Annotated in this window: 24 protein-coding genes; 3 read left to right on the top strand and 21 right to left on the bottom strand. The window is 70.6% G+C overall.

Annotated features, from left to right (window positions below; all coding sequences use genetic code 11):
- Positions 1 to 106: 106 nt before the first annotated feature.
- The 4 genes from ABZ845_RS04785 to tsaB are packed head-to-tail and all read right to left on the bottom strand — an operon-like array spanning position 107 to position 2,646.
- Positions 107 to 370, bottom strand: a complete 264-nt coding sequence (locus tag ABZ845_RS04785; protein WP_360972935.1) for a hypothetical protein — start codon at positions 368 to 370, stop codon at positions 107 to 109.
- On the bottom strand, positions 367 to 1,464 hold the full coding sequence (gene tsaD, locus ABZ845_RS04780) for a tRNA (adenosine(37)-N6)-threonylcarbamoyltransferase complex transferase subunit TsaD (protein ID WP_360972933.1): 1,098 nt from the start codon (positions 1,462 to 1,464) through the stop codon (positions 367 to 369). Before tsaD ends, ABZ845_RS04785 begins: the two co-directional genes overlap by 4 nt.
- A complete protein-coding gene (rimI, locus tag ABZ845_RS04775) occupies positions 1,457 to 1,954 on the bottom strand; it encodes a ribosomal protein S18-alanine N-acetyltransferase (RefSeq protein WP_360973083.1) in 498 nt (165 codons plus the stop codon). The genes tsaD and rimI overlap by 8 nt, the downstream gene beginning before the upstream one ends.
- 38 nt (positions 1,955 to 1,992) lie before the next feature.
- The gene (gene tsaB, locus ABZ845_RS04770; RefSeq protein WP_360972931.1) at positions 1,993 to 2,646 is read right to left on the bottom strand and encodes a tRNA (adenosine(37)-N6)-threonylcarbamoyltransferase complex dimerization subunit type 1 TsaB; all 654 of its coding nucleotides are present in this window, start codon (positions 2,644 to 2,646) and stop codon (positions 1,993 to 1,995) included.
- Between the two features lie 103 nt (positions 2,647 to 2,749).
- On the opposite strand from tsaB, the gene ABZ845_RS04765 reads away from it, so the two are divergent.
- Positions 2,750 to 3,301, top strand: a complete 552-nt coding sequence (locus ABZ845_RS04765) for a hypothetical protein (protein WP_360972929.1) — start codon at positions 2,750 to 2,752, stop codon at positions 3,299 to 3,301.
- Positions 3,302 to 3,330: 29 nt separating this feature from the next.
- On the opposite strand, the gene ABZ845_RS04760 is transcribed toward ABZ845_RS04765, so the two are convergent.
- The 7 genes from ABZ845_RS04760 to glmS form a co-directional block, all read right to left on the bottom strand.
- A complete protein-coding gene (locus tag ABZ845_RS04760; protein ID WP_360972927.1) occupies positions 3,331 to 3,522 on the bottom strand; it encodes a hypothetical protein in 192 nt (63 codons plus the stop codon).
- A 174-nt stretch (positions 3,523 to 3,696) separates the two neighbouring features.
- On the bottom strand, positions 3,697 to 4,227 hold the full coding sequence (gene tsaE, locus ABZ845_RS04755; protein WP_360972925.1) for a tRNA (adenosine(37)-N6)-threonylcarbamoyltransferase complex ATPase subunit type 1 TsaE: 531 nt from the start codon (positions 4,225 to 4,227) through the stop codon (positions 3,697 to 3,699).
- The gene (locus tag ABZ845_RS04750) at positions 4,196 to 5,425 is read right to left on the bottom strand and encodes an alpha/beta hydrolase (protein WP_360972923.1); all 1,230 of its coding nucleotides are present in this window, start codon (positions 5,423 to 5,425) and stop codon (positions 4,196 to 4,198) included. Before ABZ845_RS04750 ends, tsaE begins: the two co-directional genes overlap by 32 nt.
- A 68-nt stretch (positions 5,426 to 5,493) precedes the next feature.
- The gene (gene alr / locus ABZ845_RS04745; protein WP_360972921.1) at positions 5,494 to 6,660 is read right to left on the bottom strand and encodes an alanine racemase; all 1,167 of its coding nucleotides are present in this window, start codon (positions 6,658 to 6,660) and stop codon (positions 5,494 to 5,496) included.
- A gap of 372 nt (positions 6,661 to 7,032) precedes the next feature.
- Positions 7,033 to 8,466 carry an NAD(P)H-hydrate dehydratase gene (locus ABZ845_RS04740; RefSeq protein ID WP_360972919.1) on the bottom strand — a complete coding sequence of 478 codons (1,434 nt, stop codon included), beginning with the start codon at positions 8,464 to 8,466 and terminating at the stop codon, positions 7,033 to 7,035.
- A 63-nt stretch (positions 8,467 to 8,529) separates the two neighbouring features.
- Entirely contained in the window at positions 8,530 to 8,901 is a 372-nt protein-coding gene (locus ABZ845_RS04735; RefSeq protein ID WP_360972917.1) for a holo-ACP synthase, read from the bottom strand.
- Positions 8,902 to 9,026: 125 nt separating this feature from the next.
- Positions 9,027 to 10,874: a glutamine--fructose-6-phosphate transaminase (isomerizing) gene (gene glmS, locus ABZ845_RS04730; RefSeq protein WP_360972915.1), complete on the bottom strand. Its 1,848-nt coding sequence runs from the start codon at positions 10,872 to 10,874 to the stop codon at positions 9,027 to 9,029.
- Between the two features lie 188 nt (positions 10,875 to 11,062).
- On the opposite strand from glmS, the gene coaA reads away from it, so the two are divergent.
- Positions 11,063 to 12,031: a type I pantothenate kinase gene (coaA, locus tag ABZ845_RS04725; RefSeq protein WP_360973081.1), complete on the top strand. Its 969-nt coding sequence runs from the start codon at positions 11,063 to 11,065 to the stop codon at positions 12,029 to 12,031.
- 97 nt (positions 12,032 to 12,128) lie between these two features.
- Here coaA and glmM read toward each other — a convergent pair whose 3' ends face one another.
- From glmM to rplM, 3 genes are all read right to left on the bottom strand, one after another.
- The gene (glmM, locus tag ABZ845_RS04720) at positions 12,129 to 13,487 is read right to left on the bottom strand and encodes a phosphoglucosamine mutase (protein WP_360972913.1); all 1,359 of its coding nucleotides are present in this window, start codon (positions 13,485 to 13,487) and stop codon (positions 12,129 to 12,131) included.
- Positions 13,488 to 13,755: 268 nt separating this feature from the next.
- Positions 13,756 to 14,268, bottom strand: a complete 513-nt coding sequence (gene rpsI, locus ABZ845_RS04715; RefSeq protein ID WP_360972911.1) for a 30S ribosomal protein S9 — start codon at positions 14,266 to 14,268, stop codon at positions 13,756 to 13,758.
- A 42-nt stretch (positions 14,269 to 14,310) separates the two neighbouring features.
- Positions 14,311 to 14,754: a 50S ribosomal protein L13 gene (rplM, locus tag ABZ845_RS04710; RefSeq protein ID WP_360972909.1), complete on the bottom strand. Its 444-nt coding sequence runs from the start codon at positions 14,752 to 14,754 to the stop codon at positions 14,311 to 14,313.
- Positions 14,755 to 15,134: 380 nt separating this feature from the next.
- On the opposite strand from rplM, the gene ABZ845_RS04705 reads away from it, so the two are divergent.
- Entirely contained in the window at positions 15,135 to 16,010 is an 876-nt protein-coding gene (locus ABZ845_RS04705) for a hypothetical protein (protein WP_360972907.1), read from the top strand.
- A 43-nt stretch (positions 16,011 to 16,053) separates the two neighbouring features.
- Here ABZ845_RS04705 and truA read toward each other — a convergent pair whose 3' ends face one another.
- From truA to infA, 7 genes are all read right to left on the bottom strand, one after another.
- On the bottom strand, positions 16,054 to 16,908 hold the full coding sequence (truA, locus tag ABZ845_RS04700; protein ID WP_360972905.1) for a tRNA pseudouridine(38-40) synthase TruA: 855 nt from the start codon (positions 16,906 to 16,908) through the stop codon (positions 16,054 to 16,056).
- A 74-nt stretch (positions 16,909 to 16,982) separates the two neighbouring features.
- The gene (gene rplQ, locus ABZ845_RS04695) at positions 16,983 to 17,483 is read right to left on the bottom strand and encodes a 50S ribosomal protein L17 (RefSeq protein WP_360972903.1); all 501 of its coding nucleotides are present in this window, start codon (positions 17,481 to 17,483) and stop codon (positions 16,983 to 16,985) included.
- Between the two features lie 194 nt (positions 17,484 to 17,677).
- Positions 17,678 to 18,700: a DNA-directed RNA polymerase subunit alpha gene (locus ABZ845_RS04690; protein WP_360972901.1), complete on the bottom strand. Its 1,023-nt coding sequence runs from the start codon at positions 18,698 to 18,700 to the stop codon at positions 17,678 to 17,680.
- A 146-nt stretch (positions 18,701 to 18,846) separates the two neighbouring features.
- Positions 18,847 to 19,251, bottom strand: a complete 405-nt coding sequence (rpsK, locus tag ABZ845_RS04685) for a 30S ribosomal protein S11 (protein WP_003956432.1) — start codon at positions 19,249 to 19,251, stop codon at positions 18,847 to 18,849.
- A gap of 65 nt (positions 19,252 to 19,316) precedes the next feature.
- Positions 19,317 to 19,697 carry a 30S ribosomal protein S13 gene (rpsM, locus tag ABZ845_RS04680; protein WP_116148529.1) on the bottom strand — a complete coding sequence of 127 codons (381 nt, stop codon included), beginning with the start codon at positions 19,695 to 19,697 and terminating at the stop codon, positions 19,317 to 19,319.
- Positions 19,698 to 19,888: 191 nt separating this feature from the next.
- On the bottom strand, positions 19,889 to 20,002 hold the full coding sequence (rpmJ, locus tag ABZ845_RS04675; protein ID WP_003998809.1) for a 50S ribosomal protein L36: 114 nt from the start codon (positions 20,000 to 20,002) through the stop codon (positions 19,889 to 19,891).
- An 81-nt stretch (positions 20,003 to 20,083) separates the two neighbouring features.
- Positions 20,084 to 20,305, bottom strand: a complete 222-nt coding sequence (gene infA / locus ABZ845_RS04670; protein ID WP_004927214.1) for a translation initiation factor IF-1 — start codon at positions 20,303 to 20,305, stop codon at positions 20,084 to 20,086.
- Positions 20,306 to 20,445: the final 140 nt, after the last annotated feature.

The raw sequence follows: 20,445 nt of genomic DNA, 5'->3' as shown, positions 1-20,445 counted from the left end.
GGGGTCCGTCCCCGCCTCTCACCTGTGCGTCGAACGCGGGACGGCCGGATCGACACACCTTCCGGATTTCTTCGAAGATTTTTTTCCGGCGGTCCGCACGGGAGTCTCAGTTCACGTCGTCGGCGACCGACTCGAAGCGCCAGCGGTGTACCGCGCGGGTCACCAGGTCCTGCGCCGGCTCCGGGAGTTCGGGCAGGTCGTCGGTGAGGTCCGCGTCCCACCAGGTGATCACGAGGACGCGGTCCTGTGGTGCCCGGAAGGTCTCGCGGCGCAGGGGTGCGGGCGCCAGCCGCTGTGTCCGCGCCCAGGACAGCAGGTCCCCGGCCCGTCCGGAGACCGCCCGCGCCTCCCACATCAGCGCGACGGTCACGAGTACAGGTTCTCGTTGCTGGTCTCGTGGACATGGTCGTGGGAGTGGGCCTCGCCCGGCACATGGGTGTCCGTCACCGGCAGCGACGAATCCGCCGACAGGTCCCAGTCCGACGCGGACCGGCCCCGGGCGATCATCTCCGAGCCCAGCGAGGCCACCATCGCGCCGTTGTCGGTGCACAGCTTGGGCCGGGGCACCCTGAGCCGGATCCCGGCCGCCTCGCATCGCTCCTGCGCCAGCGTGCGCAGCCGGGAGTTGGCCGCCACGCCGCCGCCGATCATCAGATGGTCGACACCCTGGTCCTTGCAGGCCCGTACGGCCTTGCGGGTCAGTACGTCCACCACCGCCTCCTGGAAGGAGGCCGCCACATCGCGCACCGGCACCTCCTCCCCCGCCGCCCGCTTGGCCTCGATCCAGCGGGCCACGGCCGTCTTGAGGCCGGAGAAGGAGAAGTCGTACGCGGGGTCGCGCGGGCCGGTCAGACCGCGCGGGAACGCGATCGCCTGATGGTCGCCCTCCCTCGCGTAGCGGTCGATGACCGGCCCGCCCGGGAAGCCGAGGTTCAGCACGCGTGCGATCTTGTCGAAGGCCTCGCCCGCCGCGTCGTCGATGGTCGCTCCCATCGGCCGTACGTCCGAGGTGATGTCCGTGGACAGCAGCAGCGAGGAGTGGCCGCCGCTCACCAGCAGCGCCATCGTCGGCTCCGGCAGCGGGCCGTGTTCGAGCTGGTCCACGCAGATGTGGGACGCGAGGTGGTTGACGCCGTACAGCGGCTTGCCCAGCGCGTACGCGTACGCCTTCGCCGCCGAGACGCCGACCAGCAGGGCACCCGCGAGTCCGGGCCCGGCGGTGACCGCGATGCCGTCCAGGTCTCTCGCGCTCACCCCCGCTTCCTTCAGCGCGCGCTCGATCGTCGGCACCATCGCCTCGAGGTGCGCGCGGGAGGCGACCTCGGGCACCACTCCGCCGAAACGCGCGTGCTCGTCGACGCTGGAGGCGACGGCGTCCGCGAGGAGGGTGGTGCCGCGGACGACGCCGACGCCGGTCTCGTCGCAGGAGGTCTCGATCCCCAGGACCAGGGGTTCGTCAGCCATTGTTCTCGGTTCCTTGTACTGAGGAGGTGCCCGCGGCGAAGCCGCCGTCGGGCGCTGTGGTCAGCCGCATCACCAGGGCGTCCACGTTCCCCGGCTGGTAGTAGCCCCGCCTGAAGCCGATGGGCTCGAAGCCGAAGCGCTCGTAGAGCTTCTGCGCCCGCACGTTGTCCACCCGGCACTCGAGCATCACTTCGGCGCACTCGAACGCGGTCGCGGCCCGCAGCAGTTCGGTCAGCAGCAGCCTGCCGAGCCCCGTGCCCCAGTGGTGACGGACGACCGCGATGGTCTGGATGTCGCCCAGGTCGCCCTGGGCGGCCAGGCCGGCGTAGCCGACGATCCGCTCGCCCTCGAGCGCCACGACATAGCGCCGGGTCGCCTCCGCTCCCCGGGAGTGCGCCAGCTCGGACCAGAACATGCCCCGCGACCAGGCGTCCTCGGGGAAGAGGTCCTTCTCAAGCTCCAGTACGGCATCGATGTCCCACCAGCGCATCTCGCGCAGCACGGGGGTCACGGGCGTCACGGGCGTGGTCACTTCGGGGTGACCACCTTGTAGTTCTTGGGCACCTGCGCGTCGGGGCGGCGCAGATACAGCGGACGGGGAGCGGGCAGTTCCTCGCCCGCCGTGAGCCTCTCCACCGCGAGCGACGCCAGCGCCGCCGCGGTGACGTGCTCGGGCTCGCGTGCCTGCGGGAACGCGTCCGGGTACAGCAGCGCCCCGGCCCCGACGGCGGGCAGGCCCGCGACCGCCTCCACGATGTCGGCCGGGCGGTCCACGGCGGGCTCGGTGACCCGGGTGCGGGAGTCGTCGTAGCGGGCCCAGTAGACCTCCTTGCGGCGCGCGTCGGTGGCGACCACGAACGGCACACCGAGGTCGGAGGCGTAGGCGAGGCCGTCCAGGGTGCACACTCCGTGCACGGGCACACCGAGCGCGAGCCCGAAGGTGTCGGCGGTCATCAGGCCGACGCGGAGCCCGGTGTACGGGCCGGGTCCGACCCCGACGACGATGCCGGTGACGGCGTCGAGACGCGTGCCCGCCTCGGCGAGGACCCGGTCGACGGCGGGCAGCAGGAGTTCCCCGTGCCGGCGCGCGTCCACCTGGCTCGACGAGGCGATGACGGACGTCCCGTCGTGCAGGGCGACGGTGACGGCGGGCGTGGCGGTATCCAGAGCGAGCAAGAGCACGCAAACAGCGTACGGCGCCCGGGCCCGGCCCACTGCCGACGCGGTCCGTCCCACGTCTGCTGCTACCGTCACAGCGAAGACTTACGGCGAGAGGTGGGCACAGGTGGCTAGGGGAAGCTCGGGATTCGTGGCCGGGCTCACCGTGTCGGCGATCGCCGTCGTCGGTTTCCTCGCCTACCAGGCGTCGGCGCATGTGCCGGACTCGCTGAGCAAGCCCCGGGTGAAGGGCTCGTCCGCGCCCCATGCCTCGAAGCAGCCGACGGGCAAGCAGGCGCCGGTGGCCCTGCCGGGCGGCTCCGGCACCGGGGAGCGTGTCGTGTACTCCCTCGCTGACGACCGGGTATGGCTGGTCGGCGCGGACAACAAGGTCCAGCGCACCTTCAAGGTCACGCCGGGCACGGTGGACCCGCTGCCCGGCGCCTACAAGGTGACGTCCCGTGCGGCGGCCGGGACCGGCTCGGACGGTACGCGGGTCGAGCACATCGTGCGGTTCGCGTCCCACGGGGGCGTGGTGATCGGCTTCAGCGCGGCGTCCGACGGTTCGACGGCCAAGCCCGACGCGTCGAAGAAGCTGGGCGGTGTCCGTGAGTCCCGCGCGGACGGCACGGCCCTGTGGGAGTTCGCGACGACCGGCCAGAAGGTCGTCGTGAAGTAGTCGCGAAGCGGTCGCCGGCGGGGAACCGTCTACGCGGCCCTTCGGTGCTCGTCGGGAGCGTGCGCGGTCCCCGGGGCCTGAGTCCGGGGGGCGGGGTCCCTCGGCGGGGTCGAGACCGCCTTCGCCGCGGCGCACGACGCCAGCAGGTCACGCATCGACAGCCCGGCCGCCGCCCCGGTCCCCGCGCGCGGCGGCGTCTCGTCTCGTTCCGGAACCGGCATGGACGCCTCCTGGTGCGGCGGGGGCGGCGTAGTTAGGTAGACCTAACTACGAACTCGTCTCCATGTGACCATGCCAGGCACTTGCGGCGCAACACCTTGCCGACGAGTTGTCGGAATGCCGCGCCGGGGACCACCCCGCGTCCTCAGGCGGGCTCGGGCGGTCTCGGACCGGGCTCAGGCCGACAGTACGCCCAGATCCACCGCGGCCCAGCGCTCCCCGAGCCCGGCGACCGTGATGTGCCGCACCTCGTCCGTCGTGTCGCCGACGGCCCGGTGGATGACCACGTGGAGCCGGTCGTCCGTGAGGCCCTCGACCTTGTTCTCGCCCCACTCCACGACGATCACGGACTCCGGCAGCGAGACGTCGAGGTCCAGGTCCTCCATCTCGTCGAGGCCGCCTGCCAGGCGGTACGCGTCCACGTGGACCAGCGGCGGGCCGCCCCCGAGGGACGGGTGCACACGAGCGATCACGAACGTCGGGGAGGTGACCGCGCCCCGCACTCCGAGTCCCTCGCCGAGCCCGCGGGTCAGCGTGGTCTTGCCCGCGCCCAGCTCGCCCCTCAGCATCACGAGGTCCCCGGCGCGCAGCAGCTTGGCCACACGGCGGCCCAGCTCCCGCATCTGTTCGGGGGAGGTGACGGTGAACTCGGTGGTGACGCCCGGCGCGGGCGCCTCAGCCGGGCTGTGCGGTGCTGCTGCTTCCATAGCCCCCAACGGTAGACCCTGCCGGGACCGCCCCTGAGCGCATCAGGAGGTCGGCAAGGCGGTCCGTGACGACCTCGGGGTGCTCCAGCATCACGAGGTGCCCCGCGTCCGGCACGAGCACCAGCTCCGCGTCCGGGAGCAGATCGGCGATGGCCTCGCTGTGCTCGCTGGGTGTCACCAGGTCCCGGGTGCCCGCGAGCACGAGCACGGGGAGGTCCGTGAAGCGGGCCAGCGCCTGTGTCTTGTCGTGGTCGGCGAACGCGGGAAAGAACTCGGCGACCACGTCGATGGGCGTGCCCTCGATCATCCGCTCGGCGAACCGGGCCACGGCCGGGTCGACGTCCCGGGAGCCGAACGAGTACCGCTTGATGATCCCCGCGAACAGATCGGCGGTGGCCCTGCGGCCACGCTCCACCAGTTCCGTCTGCTGCCCGAGCGCCCTCAGCACACCGGGCAGGACGCGCCGTACGGCATTGACGCCCGCCGCGGGCAGTCCGAAGTTGACCTCGCCCAGCCGCCCGGAGGACGTACCGACGAGGGCGACGCCGACGACCCGGTCGCGTATCAGTTCGGGGTACTGGTCGGCGAGGGCCATGACCGTCATACCGCCCATGGAGTGGCCCACGAGCACGACGGGGCCCTCGGGTACGGCCGCGTCCACGACGGCCTTGAGATCGCGCCCGAGCTGGTCGATGGAGACGGGGGTGCCCTCGGCCTGGGCGAATCCGCGCCCGGAGCGGCCATGGCTGCGCTGGTCCCAGTACACGGTCCTCACGACTCCGCGCAGCGCGGCCCGCTGGAAGTGCCAGGAGTCCTGGTTGAGGCAGTAACCGTGGCTGAAGACGACGGTGACGGGGGTGGGGGCCTTGCGCCCGAAGAGCCGGCGTCGGCGCGGCGCGGGGCCGCCCTCCGGCTCGACGTCGTCGACCTCGTAGTAGAGCTCGGTGCCGTCGTCCGCGTACGCCTTGCCCGGCGTGCCGCGCAGGGAGCCGTAGGGGCCCGTCGAGTCGAGGGCGAGCCGGGCCTTGCGGCGCATACCGCGGCCGACCGTCATCCTCTCTATCGCTACCCCGGCGGCGGCGCCCGCCGCGACCACGCCGATGGCGGCTCCGGCGATACCGGCTATGCGCCAGCTCGCGACGGCGGAGGCGGTCGCGTCCGCGACGGCCTCCACGGCCTCGGCGCCGTTCTCGCTCACGTCCCGTTCCCTCCCTGCCGACGGCTGCGCTCGTACAGCCGTAGGCTGCCCAGGTTCACCCGTGCGGGTTACACATCGTCGTGTTCGGCTTCAACATTCACGTAGACGCGAGGAACACGGGTGCCGATCCGGGTCACGATTTCGTAAGCGATGGTTCCAGCCGCCTGCGCCCAGTCCTCCGCGGTGGGCTCGCCGCGGTCGCCCGGGCCGAAGAGGATCGCCTCCGCGCCGGGCGGGGGCTCGTCGCCGCCCAGGTCCACCACGAACTGGTCCATGGCGATCCGTCCGGCGACAGTGCGCAGCTTGCCGTCGACGAGGACCGGTCCGGTGCCGGAGGCATGGCGCGGGATGCCGTCCGCGTAGCCGACGGGGACCAGCCCCAGGGTCGTGGCGCCGGGCGTGCTGTAGAGGTGGCCGTAGCTGACGCCGTGGCCGCCGGGAACCTGCTTCACCAGGGCGAGCGAGGCCTTCAGCGTCATCACAGGGCGCAGGCCCAGGTCGGCGGGGGTGCCGAGGTCGGGGCTCGGTGAGATGCCGTAGAGCGCGATGCCCGTGCGGACGAGGTCGAAGTGGGCCTCGGGCAGCGTGAGGGTGGCGGGCGAGTTGGCGATATGGCGGACCTCGGGCCGCACGCCCTGTTCCTCGGCGTGCGCCACCATCTCGTGAAAGCGGTCGAGTTGGGACCGGATGGAGGGATGGCCGGGTTCGTCGGCGCAGGCGAAGTGCGACCACAGGCCGACGACGCTGACCAGGCCGTCCGCCTGGGCCCGCAGGGACTCGGCGACGAGTTCCGGCCAGTCGGCGGGCTGGCAGCCACCACGGCCGAGGCCCGTGTCGGCCTTGAGGTGGACGCGGGCGGGCGCACCCGCGGCACGCGCCGCCTCGCACACCTCGCGCAGGGCCCACATATCGCTGACGGACACGTCCACGTCCGCCTCGATCGCCTGGCGCCAGGGGCCACCGGGGGTCCAGAGCCAGCACAGCACGCGCCCGGACACACCGGCCGCGCGCAGGGCGAACGCCTCCTCGGGAGTGGCCGTACCGAGCCACTCGGCGCCCGCCTCCAGCGCGGCGCGGGCGCAGGGCACCGCCCCGTGACCGTACGCGTCCGACTTCACCACGGCCATCAGGGCGGCACCGGGCGCGAGGGCGCGCAGGGCACGGACGTTCGCCCGCAGAGCCGCGAGGTCGATCTCGGCGCGGGCGCGCAGGGTCGCTGTCTCAGAACTTGTCATCGCGCCCCAGTGTCTCAGAGGGTCCAGGGGCCCTTTCGACATGGCCGCGACTGCTGTCGGGGCCCGCTCGCGGTGGGCCGGTCCGGGGGTACGGTCGCGGGTGCCGCCGGACGTCCGGGCGCCGTCCGGCCACCGGCGCCGACCTGCCGGTCCGGAAGGTCCGGAAGGTCCGGCAAGCCGCTCGCGCACCGGCGACGACTGGACCGGCCGATCTCGCGTCAGCCACCGGCCACCGGGAGAGCACGACCTCCCGACTGTCAGCAGGCCCGGGACCGGTACGGGTCCGGACCCTCAGGCCGACACCCGTCGAGCCGACGGCAGCGACGCTCAGCCGGACCCCGTGCCGACCGGCGGGGAGCGCGCCCCGGCCCGTCAGTCCCGTACGTCCCGCCACGCCTCCGGGATCGCGTCGGCCACGTCGTGTGCGCCTGCCGGGGCGCCGTCCGCCGCGTACCGGCCGGCGAGACCGTGCAGATACGCGGCCACGCTTCCCGCGTCCCGCGCCCGCAGGCCCGCCGCGAGCAGCGAGCCGGACAGCCCGGACAGCACGTCCCCGCTCCCAGCGGTCGCGAGCCATGGTGTGCCGGTGGCGTTCACGCGTACCGGGCCGTCTCCGGGGTCCGCCACCAGCGTGGTGGACCCCTTGAGGAGCACGGTCGCCCCGTAGCGCGCCGAGAGTTCCCGCACCGCGGTCAGCCGGGCCCCCTCGACCTCCTCGCGCGACACTCCGAGCAGCGCGGCGGCCTCTCCCGCGTGGGGGGTCATCAGTGTGGGAGCGCCCCGGCCGCGCACCGCGTCCCGGTCGGCCAGCCGCAGCCCGTCCGCGTCGATGAGCACCGGGACATCCGCCTCCAGCACCTCCGCCACGGTCGCCGCGTCGTCCCCGGCGCCCGGCCCCACGACCCAGGCCTGCACACGCCCGGCCTTGGAGGGGCCGTGGTCGGAGACGAGCGTCTCCGGGAAGCGGGAGATCACCGCACTCCCGGCGGGCCCCACATACCGCACGGCCCCGGCCCCGCCCCGCAGCGCCCCGGCCACCGCGAGCACGGCCGCACCGGGGTAGCGGGCGGATCCGGCGGCGATGCCGACCACTCCACGGCGGTACTTGTCGCTCTCGGCCGACGGCACCGGCAGCAGCGTCGCCACGTCCGCGTGCTGAAGCGCCTCCAGTCCGGCGTCCTCGGGCAGTTCCAGCCCGATGTCGATGAGCCGTACGGAACCGGCGTACTCGCGTGCCGGATCGATCAGCAGCGCGGGCTTGTGCGTTCCGAAGGTCACGGTCAGATCGGCCCGTACGGCCGCGCCGCGTACCTCGCCGGTGTCGGCCTCGACGCCGCTCGGCAGATCGACGGCGACGACGGCCGCCCGCGAACGGCCGGCGAGTTCGGCGAGCCGCGCGGCCTCCGGACGCAGACCTCCCTTGCCACCGATGCCGACGATCCCGTCGACCACGAGATCGGCCCGGTGGATCAGCTCCTCCGCAGGCTCCTGAGCGGACACGGCACGGCCGCCCGCTCTCCGCAACGCCGCCAGCCCGCCTTCGTGAGTCCGCTCGGGCGACACAAGCACCGCCGTGACGCCCGCCCCGCGCCGGGCCAGCCGCGCCCCGGCGTACAGGGCGTCGCCGCCGTTGTCGCCACTGCCCACCAGCAGCACGACGCGGCTGCCGTACACCCGTCCGAGCAGGTCCGCGCAGGCCGCCGCCAGTCCGGAGGCGGCGCGCTGCATCAGCGCGCCCTCCGGAAGCCGCGCCATGAGCGCGCCCTCGGCCGTCCTCACCGTTTCCACGCTGTACGCAGTACGCATACCGTCGAGTCTCCCCCACACACGCCGTACGCCGACGGAGGCGTCCCCAGGCGCTCCCCCTCGCTACCCCTCGGCGACGACCACCGCTGAGGCCACGCCGGCGTCATGACTGAGCGACACATGCCAGGACTGCACACCCAGTTCGGCGGCGCGGGCCGCGACCGTGCCCGTCGTGCGCAGCTTCGGCTGCCCGCTGTCCTCGACGTAGACCTCGGCATCGGTCCAGCGCAAACCGGGTGGCGCACCCAGCGCCTTGGCCAACGCCTCCTTCGCGGCGAACCGCGCGGCCAGCGAGGCGATGCCGCGCCGCTCCCCGCTGGGCAGCAGCAACTCCCGTTCCAGGAAAAGCCGTTCGGCCAAACCCGGAGTGCGGTCCAGGGACGCCCGGAACCGGTCGATCTCGGCCACGTCGATGCCAACCCCGATGATGCTCATTCGGGCACTCTACGACCCGTCCGGCAACCAGGGGTTCGGTGTGTCCGCCCATGTCGGGGCACCGTTCGAGGCCGCCTCGCCCTCCCGGCCGGGGTCTTCACCGTCTTCGCCGAAGCCCCGAAGGCTCACTCCACGGTCACCGACTTCGCCAGGTTCCTCGGCTGGTCCACCTCGTTGCCCCGCGCCGTCGCCAGCTCGCAGGCGAAGACCTGGAGCGGGACCGTCGCCACGAGCGGCTGCAGCAGGGTCGGTGTCGCCGGGATGCGGATCAGATGGTCGGCGTACGGCGCCACCGCCTCGTCGCCCTCCTCCGCGATCACGATCGTGCGCGCGCCCCTCGCCCGGATCTCCTGGATGTTCGACACGATCTTGTCGTGCAGGACCGAACGCCCACGCGGTGACGGCACCACGACCACGACCGGCAGGTCCTCCTCGATCAGCGCGATCGGCCCGTGCTTCAGCTCGCCCGCCGCGAAGCCCTCGGCGTGCATGTACGCCAGCTCCTTGAGCTTGAGGGCGCCCTCCAGGGCCACCGGGTAGCCCACATGCCGTCCCAGGAAGAGCACGGTGTCCTTGTCGGCGAGGGAACGCGCGAGCTCGCGCACCGGCTCCATGGTCTCCAGCACCCGCTCGACCTCACGGGAGATCTGCGACAGGTCGCGGATGACGACATGGATCTCGTCGCCCCACTTGGTGCCGCGCACCTGGCCCAGATACAGGGCCACCAGATAGCAGGCGACGAGTTGCGTCAGGAACGCCTTGGTCGAGGCGACCGCCACCTCCGGGCCCGCGTGCGTGTAGAGCACCGCGTCCGACTCACGGGGGATGGTCGACCCGTTGGTGTTGCAGATGGCCAGCACCTTGGAGCCCTGCTCGCGGGCGTGCCGGAGCGCCATCAGCGTGTCCATGGTCTCGCCGGACTGGGAGATGGCGATGACCAGCGTGCGCGGGTCGAGGATCGGGTCCCGGTAGCGGAACTCACTGGCCAGCTCGACCTCGCACGGGATCCGCGTCCAGTGCTCGATGGCGTACTTGGCGATCATCCCGGCGTGGAAGGCCGTCCCGCACGCGACGACCACGATCTTGTCGACCTCGCGCAGTTCGGCCGCCGGGATCCGCAGCTCGTCCAGGCGCAGCGAGCCGGACGCGTCGATCCGGCCGAGCAGCGTGTCGGCGACCGCCTTGGGCTGCTCGGCGATCTCCTTGAGCATGAAGTAGTCGTAGCCGCCCTTCTCGGCGGCCGAGGCGTCCCAGTCGATGTGGAACGAGCGGACGTCGGCGGGCTGTCCGTCGAAACCGGTGACCGTCACCCCGTCCCGGCGCAGCTCCACCACCTGATCCTGGCCCAGCTCGATCGCCGACCGCGTGTGGGCGATGAACGCCGCCACGTCCGAGGCCAGGAAGGTCTCCTCCTCGCCGACGCCGACCACGAGCGGAGAGTTGCGGCGCGCGCCCACGACCACGTCCGGCTCGTCGGCGTGCACCGCGACCAGCGTGAAGGCGCCCTCAAGACGCCGGCACACCAGTCGCATCGCCTCGGCGAGGTCCCCGGTCACGGAGAACTCCTCGGCGAGCAGATGCGCCACGACCTCGGTGTCCGTCTCGGAGGCGAGCGCGTGGCCCCGCTCCTCCAGTTCGGCCCGGAGCAGCGCGAAGTTCTCGATGATGCCGTTGTGGACGACGGCGACGCGGCCCGCGTTGTCCAGGTGCGGGTGCGCATTGGCGTCGGTCGGGCCGCCGTGCGTGGCCCAGCGGGTGTGCCCGATGCCCGTGGTGCCGGCCGGCAGCGGCCGGTCGACCAGCTCCTTCTCCAGGTTGACCAGCTTCCCGGCCTTCTTCGCGGCGGCCAGTCCCCCGTCCGCGAGCACGGCGACGCCCGCGGAGTCGTAACCCCGGTACTCCAGCCGCTTCAGTCCCGCCACGACCACGTCGAGCGCCGACTGCGGCCCCACATAACCCACGATTCCGCACATGTGTCGCAGCCTACGGTCCGCCCCGCGCCCGAACCTCCCGGAGCGTGCCCGAAATCGGAAATTCCCACCGTGGTACGAACACCCTCGCCGCCGGAACCAGTGCGCCGCACCAGCAGCGTGACGGACCCCACCCCGCCATCCAGTTCAAACTCCGTTAACAATGGACCGTGATCTCTCCGGTCTCCTCGATGCCCCGGAGCGCCCACCGGCCCAGGCCGGAGGCGACTCCCTACGTCGACCTCACCCGTGCCGAGTGGAGCGCGCTGCGCGACAAGACACCACAGCCGCTGACCGCCGAGGAGGTCGAGAAGCTGCGTGGCCTGGGCGACGTCATCGACCTCGACGAGGTACGGGACATCTATCTGCCGCTCTCCCGGCTGCTCAACCTGTACGTGGGAGCCACCGACGGCCTCAGGGGCGCCCTGAACACCTTCCTCGGCGAGCAGGGCTCCCAGTCCGGGACCCCGTTCGTCATAGGGGTGGCGGGTTCCGTGGCAGTCGGCAAGTCGACCGTGGCCCGCCTGCTCCAGGCCCTGCTGTCCCGCTGGCCCGAACACCCGCGCGTCGAACTGGTCACCACGGACGGCTTCCTGCTGCCCACCAAGGAACTCCAGGCCCGGGAGCTGATGTCCCGCAAGGGCTTCCCGGAGTCGTACGACCGCCGGGCCCTGACCCGTTTCGTCGCCGACATCAAGGCGGGCAAGGACGAGGTGACGGCCCCCGTCTACTCGCACCTCATCTACGACATCGTCCCCGGCCAGAAGCTGACGGTCCGCCGACCGGACATCCTGATCGTGGAGGGCCTCAACGTGCTCCAGCCGGCCCTGCCGGGCAAGGACGGCCGCACTCGTGTCGGCCTCGCGGACTACTTCGACTTCAGCGTGTACGTCGACGCCCGCCTCGAGGACATCGAGGCCTGGTACCTCAACCGCTTCCGGAAGCTCCGTCAGACCGCTTTCCAGGACCCGTCGTCGTACTTCCGCAAGTACACGCAGGTCACCGAGGACGAGGCCCTCGACTACGCCCGCACGATGTGGCGCACGATCAACAAGCCGAACCTCGTGGAGAACATCGCCCCCACGCGGGGCCGCGCCGCCCTGGTCCTCCGCAAGGGCCCGGACCACAAGGTCCAACGCCTGAGCCTGCGCAAGCTCTGACGCACCACGGGGATGACGGGTCATCACCCGCGGATGCGTTGTGGTCGCTCGCGCGGTTCCCGCGCCCCAGCGGGCGCGGGAACCGCGCGTGCAACGCCTAACCGAGCGCCGACTTCACCGCGTCAGCGAGCCGCCCCGCCACCGACCGCGCCTGGTCGATGTCGGCCGCCTCCACCATGACCCGCACCAGCGGCTCCGTACCCGACGGCCGCAGCAGCACCCGCCCGGTGGTCCCCAGCTCCCGCTCGGCCTCGGTGACCGCGGTGGCCACGTCCGCGGACGTGGAGACCCGGGACCTGTCGACGTCCGGCACGTTCACGAGGACCTGCGGCAGCCGCTCCATCACGGACGCGAGGTCACGCAGCGTACGGCCGCTCTCGGCAACCCGGGCGGCCAGCAGGAGACCGGTCAGCGTGCCGTCACCGGTGGTGGCGTGGTCGAGGATGATGACGTGCCCGGACTGCTCGCCGCCGAGCGCGTAGCCCTTCTCCTTCATCTCCTCCAGCACATACCGGTCGCCCACCGCGGTCTGCACGAACCCGATGCCTTCGCGCTCCATGGCGAGCTTGAAGCCCAGGTTGGACATGACCGTGGCCACAACCGTGTCGGCGCGCAGTACGGAACGTTCCCGCATCGCCAGCGCGAGCACGGCGAGGATCTGGTCGCCGTCCACCTCCTCGCCGGTGTGGTCCACGGCGAGGCAGCGGTCCGCGTCACCGTCGTGCGCGATACCGAGGTCGGCGCCGTGCTCGATGACGGCGGCCTTCAGCTTGTCCAGGTGGGTGGAGCCGCAGCCGTCGTTGATGTTGAGCCCGTCCGGCTCCGCACCGATCGTGACGATCTCGGCGCCCGCCCGAGCGAACGCCTCCGGGGAGACCCGGGCGGCGGCGCCGTGCGCCTCGTCGAGGACGATCTTGAGGCCGTCGATCCGGTGGGGCAGGACCCCGAGCAGATGCGCGATGTACTGGTCGAAGCCCTCGTCGTAGTCCGTCACGCGGCCGACCCCGGCCCCGGTGGGCCGGTTCCAGGGAGCGCCCGTGCGGTGCTCCTCGTACACGCCCTCGATCTTGTCCTCCAGCTCGTCGGCGAGCTTGTGGCCACCGCGGGCGAAGAACTTGACGCCGTTGTCGGGCATGGCGTTGTGGCTGGCGGAGAGCATCACACCCAGGTCGGCGCCGAGCGCGCCCGTCAGATACGCGACGGCCGGGGTGGGCAGCACTCCGACGCGGAGCACGTCCACGCCCGCGCTGGCGAGACCGGCGACCACGGCGGCCTCCAGGAACTCTCCGGACGCCCGCGGATCCCGTCCGACCACCGCCTTCGGCTTGTGGCCTTCGAACGTGCCCGCTTCAGCGAGCACGTGCGCCGCCGCGACGGACAGACCGAGCGCCATCTCGGCCGTCAGATCCGCGTTGGCGACACCGCGCACGCCGTCCGTGCCGAAGAGTCGTCCCACTGTGGTGTCCTCCGAACTTGCTGCGATTGTGCGGCCTCATGCCGAGTGTCCAGACACGAGGGGCATCCGTACATCCCCTTGGCCCTGTCTTCTGGCATATCCCCCGCGGCCGTCCCGACAGTGTCGGGATTGCTCCATAAGCCTGTGGTTAAGCCCGTGATAAGCATCCGGCCCAGTAAACGAACCGCCCCGGCGGCACTGAGCGTGCGGCCGGGGCGATGCGCGCGTCGTCCAGGCGGTACAACGCCTGAGCGACCAGCGGACGCGATTAGCGCTTGCTGTACTGCGGAGCCTTGCGGGCCTTCTTCAGACCGGCCTTCTTCCGCTCGACCGCACGGTCGTCGCGGCGCAGGAAGCCGGCCTTCTTCAGCGGGCCGCGGTTGTTGTCGACGTCCGCCTCGTTCAGCGCACGGGCGACACCCAGACGGAGCGCGCCGGCCTGACCGGAGACACCGCCACCCGCGATGCGGGCGATGACGTCGTAGCGGCCCTCGAGCTCGAGCACCTTGAAGGGCTCGTTGACTTCCTGCTGGTGCACCTTGTTCGGGAAGTAGTCCTCGAGGGTGCGACCGTTGATCTTCCACTTGCCGGTGCCCGGAACGATCCGGACGCGGGCGATGGCGTTCTTGCGGCGGCCCAGGCCGGCGGCCGGCTGGGGCTCACCGAAACGCGAGGCCATGGACTCGGAGGTGTACTCACCCTCGAGCGGAACCTCGGTCTCGGTGGTGTAGCTGTCGATGTCAAGCTCTTCGAGCGGCTGCTCGGCAGTGGTCTCGGCCACGATTCTCCTCAGATTCTCTTCAGCTTTAGGGGGTGGCCGGAATTACTGCGCGACCTGGGTGATCTCGAACGGCACCGGCTGCTGGGCAGCGTGCGGGTGCTGGTCACCCTTGTAGACCTTCAGCTTCGAGAGCATCTGACGGCCGAGGGAGTTCTTGGGGAGCATGCCCTTGACGGCCTTCTCGACGGCCTTCTCCGGGTTGTTCGCCAGCAGGTCGTCGTAGCGGACGGAGCGCAGACCACCCGGGTAGCCGGAGTGGCGGTACGCCATCTTCTGGGTCCGCTTGTTGCCGGACAGGTGCACCTTGTCCGCGTTGATGATGATGACGAAGTCACCGGTGTCAACGTGGGGCGCGTAGATCGGCTTGTGCTTGCCGCGCAGAATGCTGGCGGCGGTGGTGGCGAGACGACCCAGGACAACGTCCTGAGCGTCGATGACGTGCCACTGGCGCGTCACATCGCCGGGCTTGGGGCTGTACGTACGCACGGTTCGTAGCCTTCGCTTCTTCAGTGAGGATCCTGACAAGGTCACCGAAGACGATCACGACAGCCCTGACCGCACCGCGGTGACGCAAACCGCGTGCTGGTCGCTGGTCATCGGCCCGGTGGACCGGTGTAAGGGCCTCTCACGTGAGAATGAGCAAGCCAATACACATAACGAACGACCAGGATAACGGGGGCGTCCACACGGGTCAAAACGACGGACGCCGCCGTCCGGGCGGCGGCGTCCCCGATCTCCGCCCAGGCGGGTTTTGCCTGGACTGGGAGACAAAGGGCGGGATGGTGCCCTGCCCCCGAGGTCTTGTCTACCGCAACGGTCGCCGGAGGGCGGGTTGCACCGTCCGTGGCACGTCTAAGATGCGCCGCATGAGCTATGGGCAGGGGGAGCCCTCATGGGATCCCTGGAAACCGACGTCCCAGCAACCGCAGCGCACCAGCCGCGACGGCACTCCTGACTGGGCAGCGCTCGCCGAGGCCTCCGAGGCGCGCAACAAACGCCGTCGGCTGCTGCTGATTTTCGGCGGCGCCCTGGCCACGGTCGCCGTGGGCACCGCCGTGGCGGTGGCCGTCGTGTCCGCGGGCGGCCACAGCAGCGCCTCGAACCAGCCGGCCAGCGCGCTGCCCAGTACCGCGAACATCCCGAGCGCGAGCGCACCTGCCGCCCCGTCGTTCGCACCTACCTCCGCCCCTCCCCCGCTGGACCCGATGGACTTCATCTCCAGCGTGAAGAAGGACAAGGCCCCGATCAGCGCGGACACGCTGTTCCCCGGCACCCAGCTGACCGTGGGCGCGAACGTCTACAAGAAGGGCCCCACGGCGGACACCACGAAGTGCGCGACCGCCGCGCAGGCCACGCTGCCCGCCGTACTCACGAAGAACGGCTGCACCCGGATGATCCGCGCCACCTACACCAAGGACGGCGTCGCGGTCACCATCGGTGTGGCCCTCTTCGACACGACGGCCGAGGCGACGAAGGCGAAGCAGGAAGCGGACAGCAAGAGCATCATCACCTCGCTGACCGGTGGCGGCGTGCCCGCGTTCTGCCGTACGACGATCTGCCGCTCCACCACCAATTCCTACGGCCGCTACGCCTATTTCACGCTCGGCGGCTTCACCGACGGCAAGAACGTCACGGTCAAGGACGCGAAGGTCTTCACGGCCGGTGACGACCTCGCCGCGTTCGCGTTCCACCAGATCCGCCGCCGCGGCGAGGTACAGGCGTCCGCGGCCTCGGGCCAGTGACGGACATCACGCCCGGACACCGGACTCGCCCCCTGCCGGGGGCTCAGCAGCAGCCCGCCCCCGGCAGGGTCCGCTTGTTGCGGGCCTCCTTGTTCCGGGCCGCGAGCAGCTCGTCGGCGGGGTAGCCCACCTCCTCCAGCGTGAGCCCGTGCGGCCGTATGACGTGGACGGCCGAGTCGCGCACACCGGCCGCCAGCACCTTCCCGGGCCAGTCGGGACCCCGGTGCCCGTCCCCGACGAACAGCAGCGCGCCGATCAGTGACCGCACCATGTTGTGGCAGAAGGCGTCCGCACGCACCGTCGCCGTGATGATGCCGTCCTCGCCGCGCACCAGGCTCAGCTCCTGGAGCGTACGGATCGTGGTGGCCCCCTCACGCCGCTTGCAGTAGGCGGCGAAGTCGTGCTCCCCGAGAAGCCGGCCCGCGGCCTCGTTCATGACGTCCACGTCGAGCGGCCAGTCGTGCCACAGCACATGCCCCCGCAGCAGGGGATCGACTCCGCCCGGGTTGTCGGTGACCCGGTAGGCGTACCGCCGCCAGACGGCCGAGAAACGGGCGTTGAAGCCGCTGGGAGCCTCCCGCAGGGCCCAGACCCGCACATCCTTGGGAAGCCGCCCCGCGAGCCGTTTCAGCAGCTTCCCGCGGTGCTCTCCCCAGACCTCCAGGGGCAGATCGACATGGGCCACCTGGCCCCGGGCGTGCACCCCGGCGTCGGTGCGCCCGGCCACGGTCAGCTCGTACGCCGAGCCGGACCGCGTCACCGTCCGCAGCGCGTCCTCGATCTCTCCCTGCACGGTCCGTCTGCCGCCGGCCTGCTTGGCCCAGCCGTGGAAGTCGGTGCCGTCGTAGGAGAGGTCGAGGCGGACACGGACGTGCCCGGGCTGTACTTCGTCGCTCACTTCTCGATCCTCTCAGGTACGCGAAAGCGGGCCCGCCCCGCGAAGGGCGGACCCGCTCAGTGCGAGGGTGGACCTCAGGCGTCCTTGGACTCCTCGGCGGCCTCGTCCGCGGCCGGAGCCGCGTCCTCGACCTTGGTGTCCTCGACCTTGGTCTCGGCCTCCTTGACGGCGCGCTTCGTCGCCGCCTCGGCCTCGCCGACAGCCTTCTGCTGCACCGTGAGCGCCTCGACCAGCTCGATCACAGCCATGGGCGCGTTGTCGCCACGGCGGGGACCGATCTTGGTGATCCGGGTGTAACCGCCCGGACGGTTCTCGTAGCGCGGGCCGATCTCGGTGAAGAGCGTGTGGACGATGCTCTTGTCCGTGATGGTCTGGAGCACCTGGCGGCGGTTGTGAAGGTCACCCTTCTTCGCCTTGGTGATCAGACGCTCGGCGTACGGGCGCAGGCGGCGGGCCTTCGCCTCGGTGGTGGTGATGCGGCCGTGCTCGAAGAGCGCCTTCGCGAGGTTCGCGAGGAGGATCTTCTCGTGCGCGGCGCTGCCGCCCATACGGGCACCCTTGGTGGGCCTCGGCATGGTGTTTCTCCTAGGTGTCTGCCCCGGCCGTGTCAGGTACCGAGGTCAGTATCCGAGCAGGCGGTCGCCTGTCGGAGATCCGGCGGCTCTTTCGAGCACCGGAGTGGTCCCGCGCCCCTTCACAGGGGCGCGGGAACTGCGCGATCAGCCGCAGCTGGACCCGCAGCCGCAGAACCGGCCTCCTCGCGGAGCGCTCAGTACTGCTCGGTCTCCACGAACCCGGCGTCCGCGTCGTCGTCCGCGCCGAAGGCGTCGGCCGCAGCGGTCGGGTCGAATCCGGGCGGGCTGTCCTTGAGGGCCAGGCCCATGCCGGCCAGCTTCGCCTTGACCTCGTCGATGGACTTCGCACCGAAGTTGCGGATGTCCAGCAGGTCGGCCTCGGAGCGCGCCACGAGCTCACCCACGGAGTGGATGCCCTCACGCTTGAGGCAGTTGTAGGAGCGGACCGTGAGCTCCAGCTCCTCGATCGGCAGCGCCAGGTCGGCGGCGAGGGCGGCGTCCGTCGGGGACGGGCCCATGTCGATGCCCTCGGCGTCGATGTTGAGCTCGCGCGCCAGACCGAACAGCTCGACCAGGGTCTTACCGGCCGACGCCATGGCGTCACGCGGACGCATGGCCTGCTTGGTCTCGACGTCGACGATCAGCTTGTCGAAGTCGGTGCGCTGCTCGACACGGGTCGCCTCGACCTTGTAGGTGACCTTCAGAACCGGCGAGTAGATCGAGTCGACCGGGACGCGCCCGATCTCCTGGCCCACCTGCTTGTTCTGCACGGCGGAGACGTAGCCGCGACCGCGCTCGACGGTCAGCTCCATCTCCAGCTTGCCCTTGCCGTTGAGCGAGGCGAGGACGAGGTCGGGGTTGTGCACCTCGACACCGGCCGGGGGCGCGATGTCGGCGGCGGTGACCAGACCCGGGCCCTGCTTGCGCAGGTACATCACGACCGGCTCGTCGTGCTCCGAGGAGACGACCAGCTGCTTGATGTTGAGGATCAGGTCGGTGACGTCCTCCTTGACGCCCGGCACGGTGGTGAACTCGTGCAGGACGCCGTCGATGCGGATGCTGGTGACAGCAGCGCCGGGGATCGACGACAGGAGGGTACGGCGGAGGGAGTTGCCGAGGGTGTAGCCGAAGCCCGGCTCCAGCGGCTCGATCACGAACCGGGAGCGGAACTCGTCGACGACCTCTTCGGTCAACGAGGGACGCTGAGCGATCAGCATGTGTTGATCAGATCCTTCAGTCGTGGGCGCCCGCTATATGACGCCCGACCAAGCCGCACCCTGAGAAGTGCGGATACAGCAAGGGTACGGGCGGTACGACCCCTCGCGGGGCAGTACCGCCCGGAACCGCAGGCGCGAGCCGTGCCTCAGACGCGGCGGCGCTTCGGCGGACGGCAGCCGTTGTGCGGGGTCGGGGTGACGTCCTGGATGGAGCCGACCTCGAGGCCCGTGGCCTGCAGGGAGCGGATCGCGGTCTCACGACCGGAACCCGGGCCCTTGACGAACACGTCGACCTTGCGCATGCCGTGCTCCTGGGCGCGGCGGGCAGCCGATTCGGCGGCCATCTGCGCGGCGAACGGCGTGGACTTCCGGGAGCCCTTGAAGCCGACGTGGCCGGCGGAGGCCCAGGAGATCACGTTGCCGGACGGGTCCGTGATCGAGACGATCGTGTTGTTGAACGTGCTCTTGATGTGCGCGTGGCCGTGAGCGACGTTCTTCTTTTCCTTGCGGCGCACCTTCTTGGCAGCGCCCTGACGTCCCTTGGGGGGCATCTACTAACTCCTACGGGAGGTGGTCGGTCCTACAGCGAAGACCGTGGACAGGTGTCCGCTGCGGACTACTTCTTGCCCGGCTTCTTCTTGCCGGCGATGGCGCGACGCGGGCCCTTGCGGGTGCGGGCGTTGGTGCTGGTGCGCTGACCGCGGACGGGCAGACCGCGGCGGTGCCGCAGACCCTGGTAGCAGCCGATCTCGACCTTGCGGCGGATGTCGGCCTGGATCTCGCGACGGAGGTCACCCTCGGTCTTGATGTTGTTGTCGACGTACTCGCGGATCGCGACCAGCTGCTCTTCGGTCAGGTCACGGACGCGGGTGTTCGGGTCGACGCCGGTCGCAGCCAGCGTCTCCTGCGAAAGGGTCCGGCCGATGCCGAACACGTAGGTGAGGGCGACCTCCACGCGCTTTTCGCGCGGGATGTCAACACCGGAAACGCGTGCCATTCAATGGCTCCAGTTGATTGTCGGAGGTCTTCCGCAGAACCGGATCCCAGCCGCCGTACCAGGTACGAACTGGGTCCCCGGCCTCCGAACCGGGGGTGTCGGGCCTGATCGCTCAGGTCCGGGTCCTGCGTATGAACAAATTCAGCTCGCGTCGCGCGAATCTCTGCGGATGCAGAGGGTGTGGTACTGCGTCAGCCCTGGCGCTGCTTGTGGCGCGGGTTCTCGCAGATGACCATGACCCGACCGTGACGGCGGATCACCCTGCACTTGTCGCAGATCTTCTTGACGCTCGGCTTGACCTTCATGGGATTGAGGTTCTCCGGGTCAGTGCCACCACCCCGCAGAAGCGGGATGCACACCCCGTGAAAGCGGGGTGCGGGCAAGATCTACTTGTAGCGGTAGACGATCCGGCCACGCGTCAGGTCGTACGGAGACAGCTCCACCACGACCCGGTCGTCAGGGAGGATGCGGATGTAGTGCATACGCATCTTGCCGCTGATGTGTGCCAGGACCTGGTGGCCGTTCTGGAGCTCGACCCTGAACATGGCGTTCGGAAGAGACTCGACGACAGTGCCCTCGATCTCGATGGCACCTTGCTTCTTGGCCACGCTTCGCCCTTCGAATCGACTACCTTGATCGGCTCTGCTGCCCGCATGCGGACATGCGGATACACGAGAGACGACGAGTCAGTCTACGTCAGGCGTACCAGAAAGACGAATCGGGGGAGTCTGCCCCAGTCCGAAGATCA

This window comes from Streptomyces sp. NPDC047022 (genome assembly GCF_040644155.1).
Classification (GTDB): Bacteria; Actinomycetota; Actinomycetes; order Streptomycetales; family Streptomycetaceae; genus Streptomyces.
Note: the sequence above shows the minus strand (reverse complement) of the source record. Positions and strands in the feature narration are given on the sequence as shown.

What these genes read in the sequence shown, in the direction of transcription:
- tsaD (WP_360972933.1), bottom strand. Translation starts at nt 1,464, where the DNA reads ATGGCTGACGAACCCCTGGTCCTGGGGATCGAGACCTCCTGCGACGAG.
- rimI (WP_360973083.1), bottom strand. Translation starts at nt 1,954, where the DNA reads ATGCGCTGGTGGGACATCGATGCCGTACTGGAGCTTGAGAAGGACCTC.
- ABZ845_RS04760 (WP_360972927.1), bottom strand. Translation starts at nt 3,522, where the DNA reads ATGCCGGTTCCGGAACGAGACGAGACGCCGCCGCGCGCGGGGACCGGG.
- tsaE (WP_360972925.1), bottom strand. Translation starts at nt 4,227, where the DNA reads ATGGAAGCAGCAGCACCGCACAGCCCGGCTGAGGCGCCCGCGCCGGGC.
- alr (WP_360972921.1), bottom strand. Translation starts at nt 6,660, where the DNA reads ATGACAAGTTCTGAGACAGCGACCCTGCGCGCCCGCGCCGAGATCGAC.
- ABZ845_RS04740 (WP_360972919.1), bottom strand. Translation starts at nt 8,466, where the DNA reads ATGCGTACTGCGTACAGCGTGGAAACGGTGAGGACGGCCGAGGGCGCG.
- ABZ845_RS04735 (WP_360972917.1), bottom strand. Translation starts at nt 8,901, where the DNA reads ATGAGCATCATCGGGGTTGGCATCGACGTGGCCGAGATCGACCGGTTC.
- glmS (WP_360972915.1), bottom strand. Translation starts at nt 10,874, where the DNA reads ATGTGCGGAATCGTGGGTTATGTGGGGCCGCAGTCGGCGCTCGACGTG.
- coaA (WP_360973081.1), top strand. Translation starts at nt 11,063, where the DNA reads ATGCCCCGGAGCGCCCACCGGCCCAGGCCGGAGGCGACTCCCTACGTC.
- ABZ845_RS04705 (WP_360972907.1), top strand. Translation starts at nt 15,135, where the DNA reads ATGAGCTATGGGCAGGGGGAGCCCTCATGGGATCCCTGGAAACCGACG.
- rplQ (WP_360972903.1), bottom strand. Translation starts at nt 17,483, where the DNA reads ATGCCGAGGCCCACCAAGGGTGCCCGTATGGGCGGCAGCGCCGCGCAC.
- ABZ845_RS04690 (WP_360972901.1), bottom strand. Translation starts at nt 18,700, where the DNA reads ATGCTGATCGCTCAGCGTCCCTCGTTGACCGAAGAGGTCGTCGACGAG.
- rpsK (WP_003956432.1), bottom strand. Translation starts at nt 19,251, where the DNA reads ATGCCCCCCAAGGGACGTCAGGGCGCTGCCAAGAAGGTGCGCCGCAAG.
- rpsM (WP_116148529.1), bottom strand. Translation starts at nt 19,697, where the DNA reads ATGGCACGCGTTTCCGGTGTTGACATCCCGCGCGAAAAGCGCGTGGAG.
- rpmJ (WP_003998809.1), bottom strand. Translation starts at nt 20,002, where the DNA reads ATGAAGGTCAAGCCGAGCGTCAAGAAGATCTGCGACAAGTGCAGGGTG.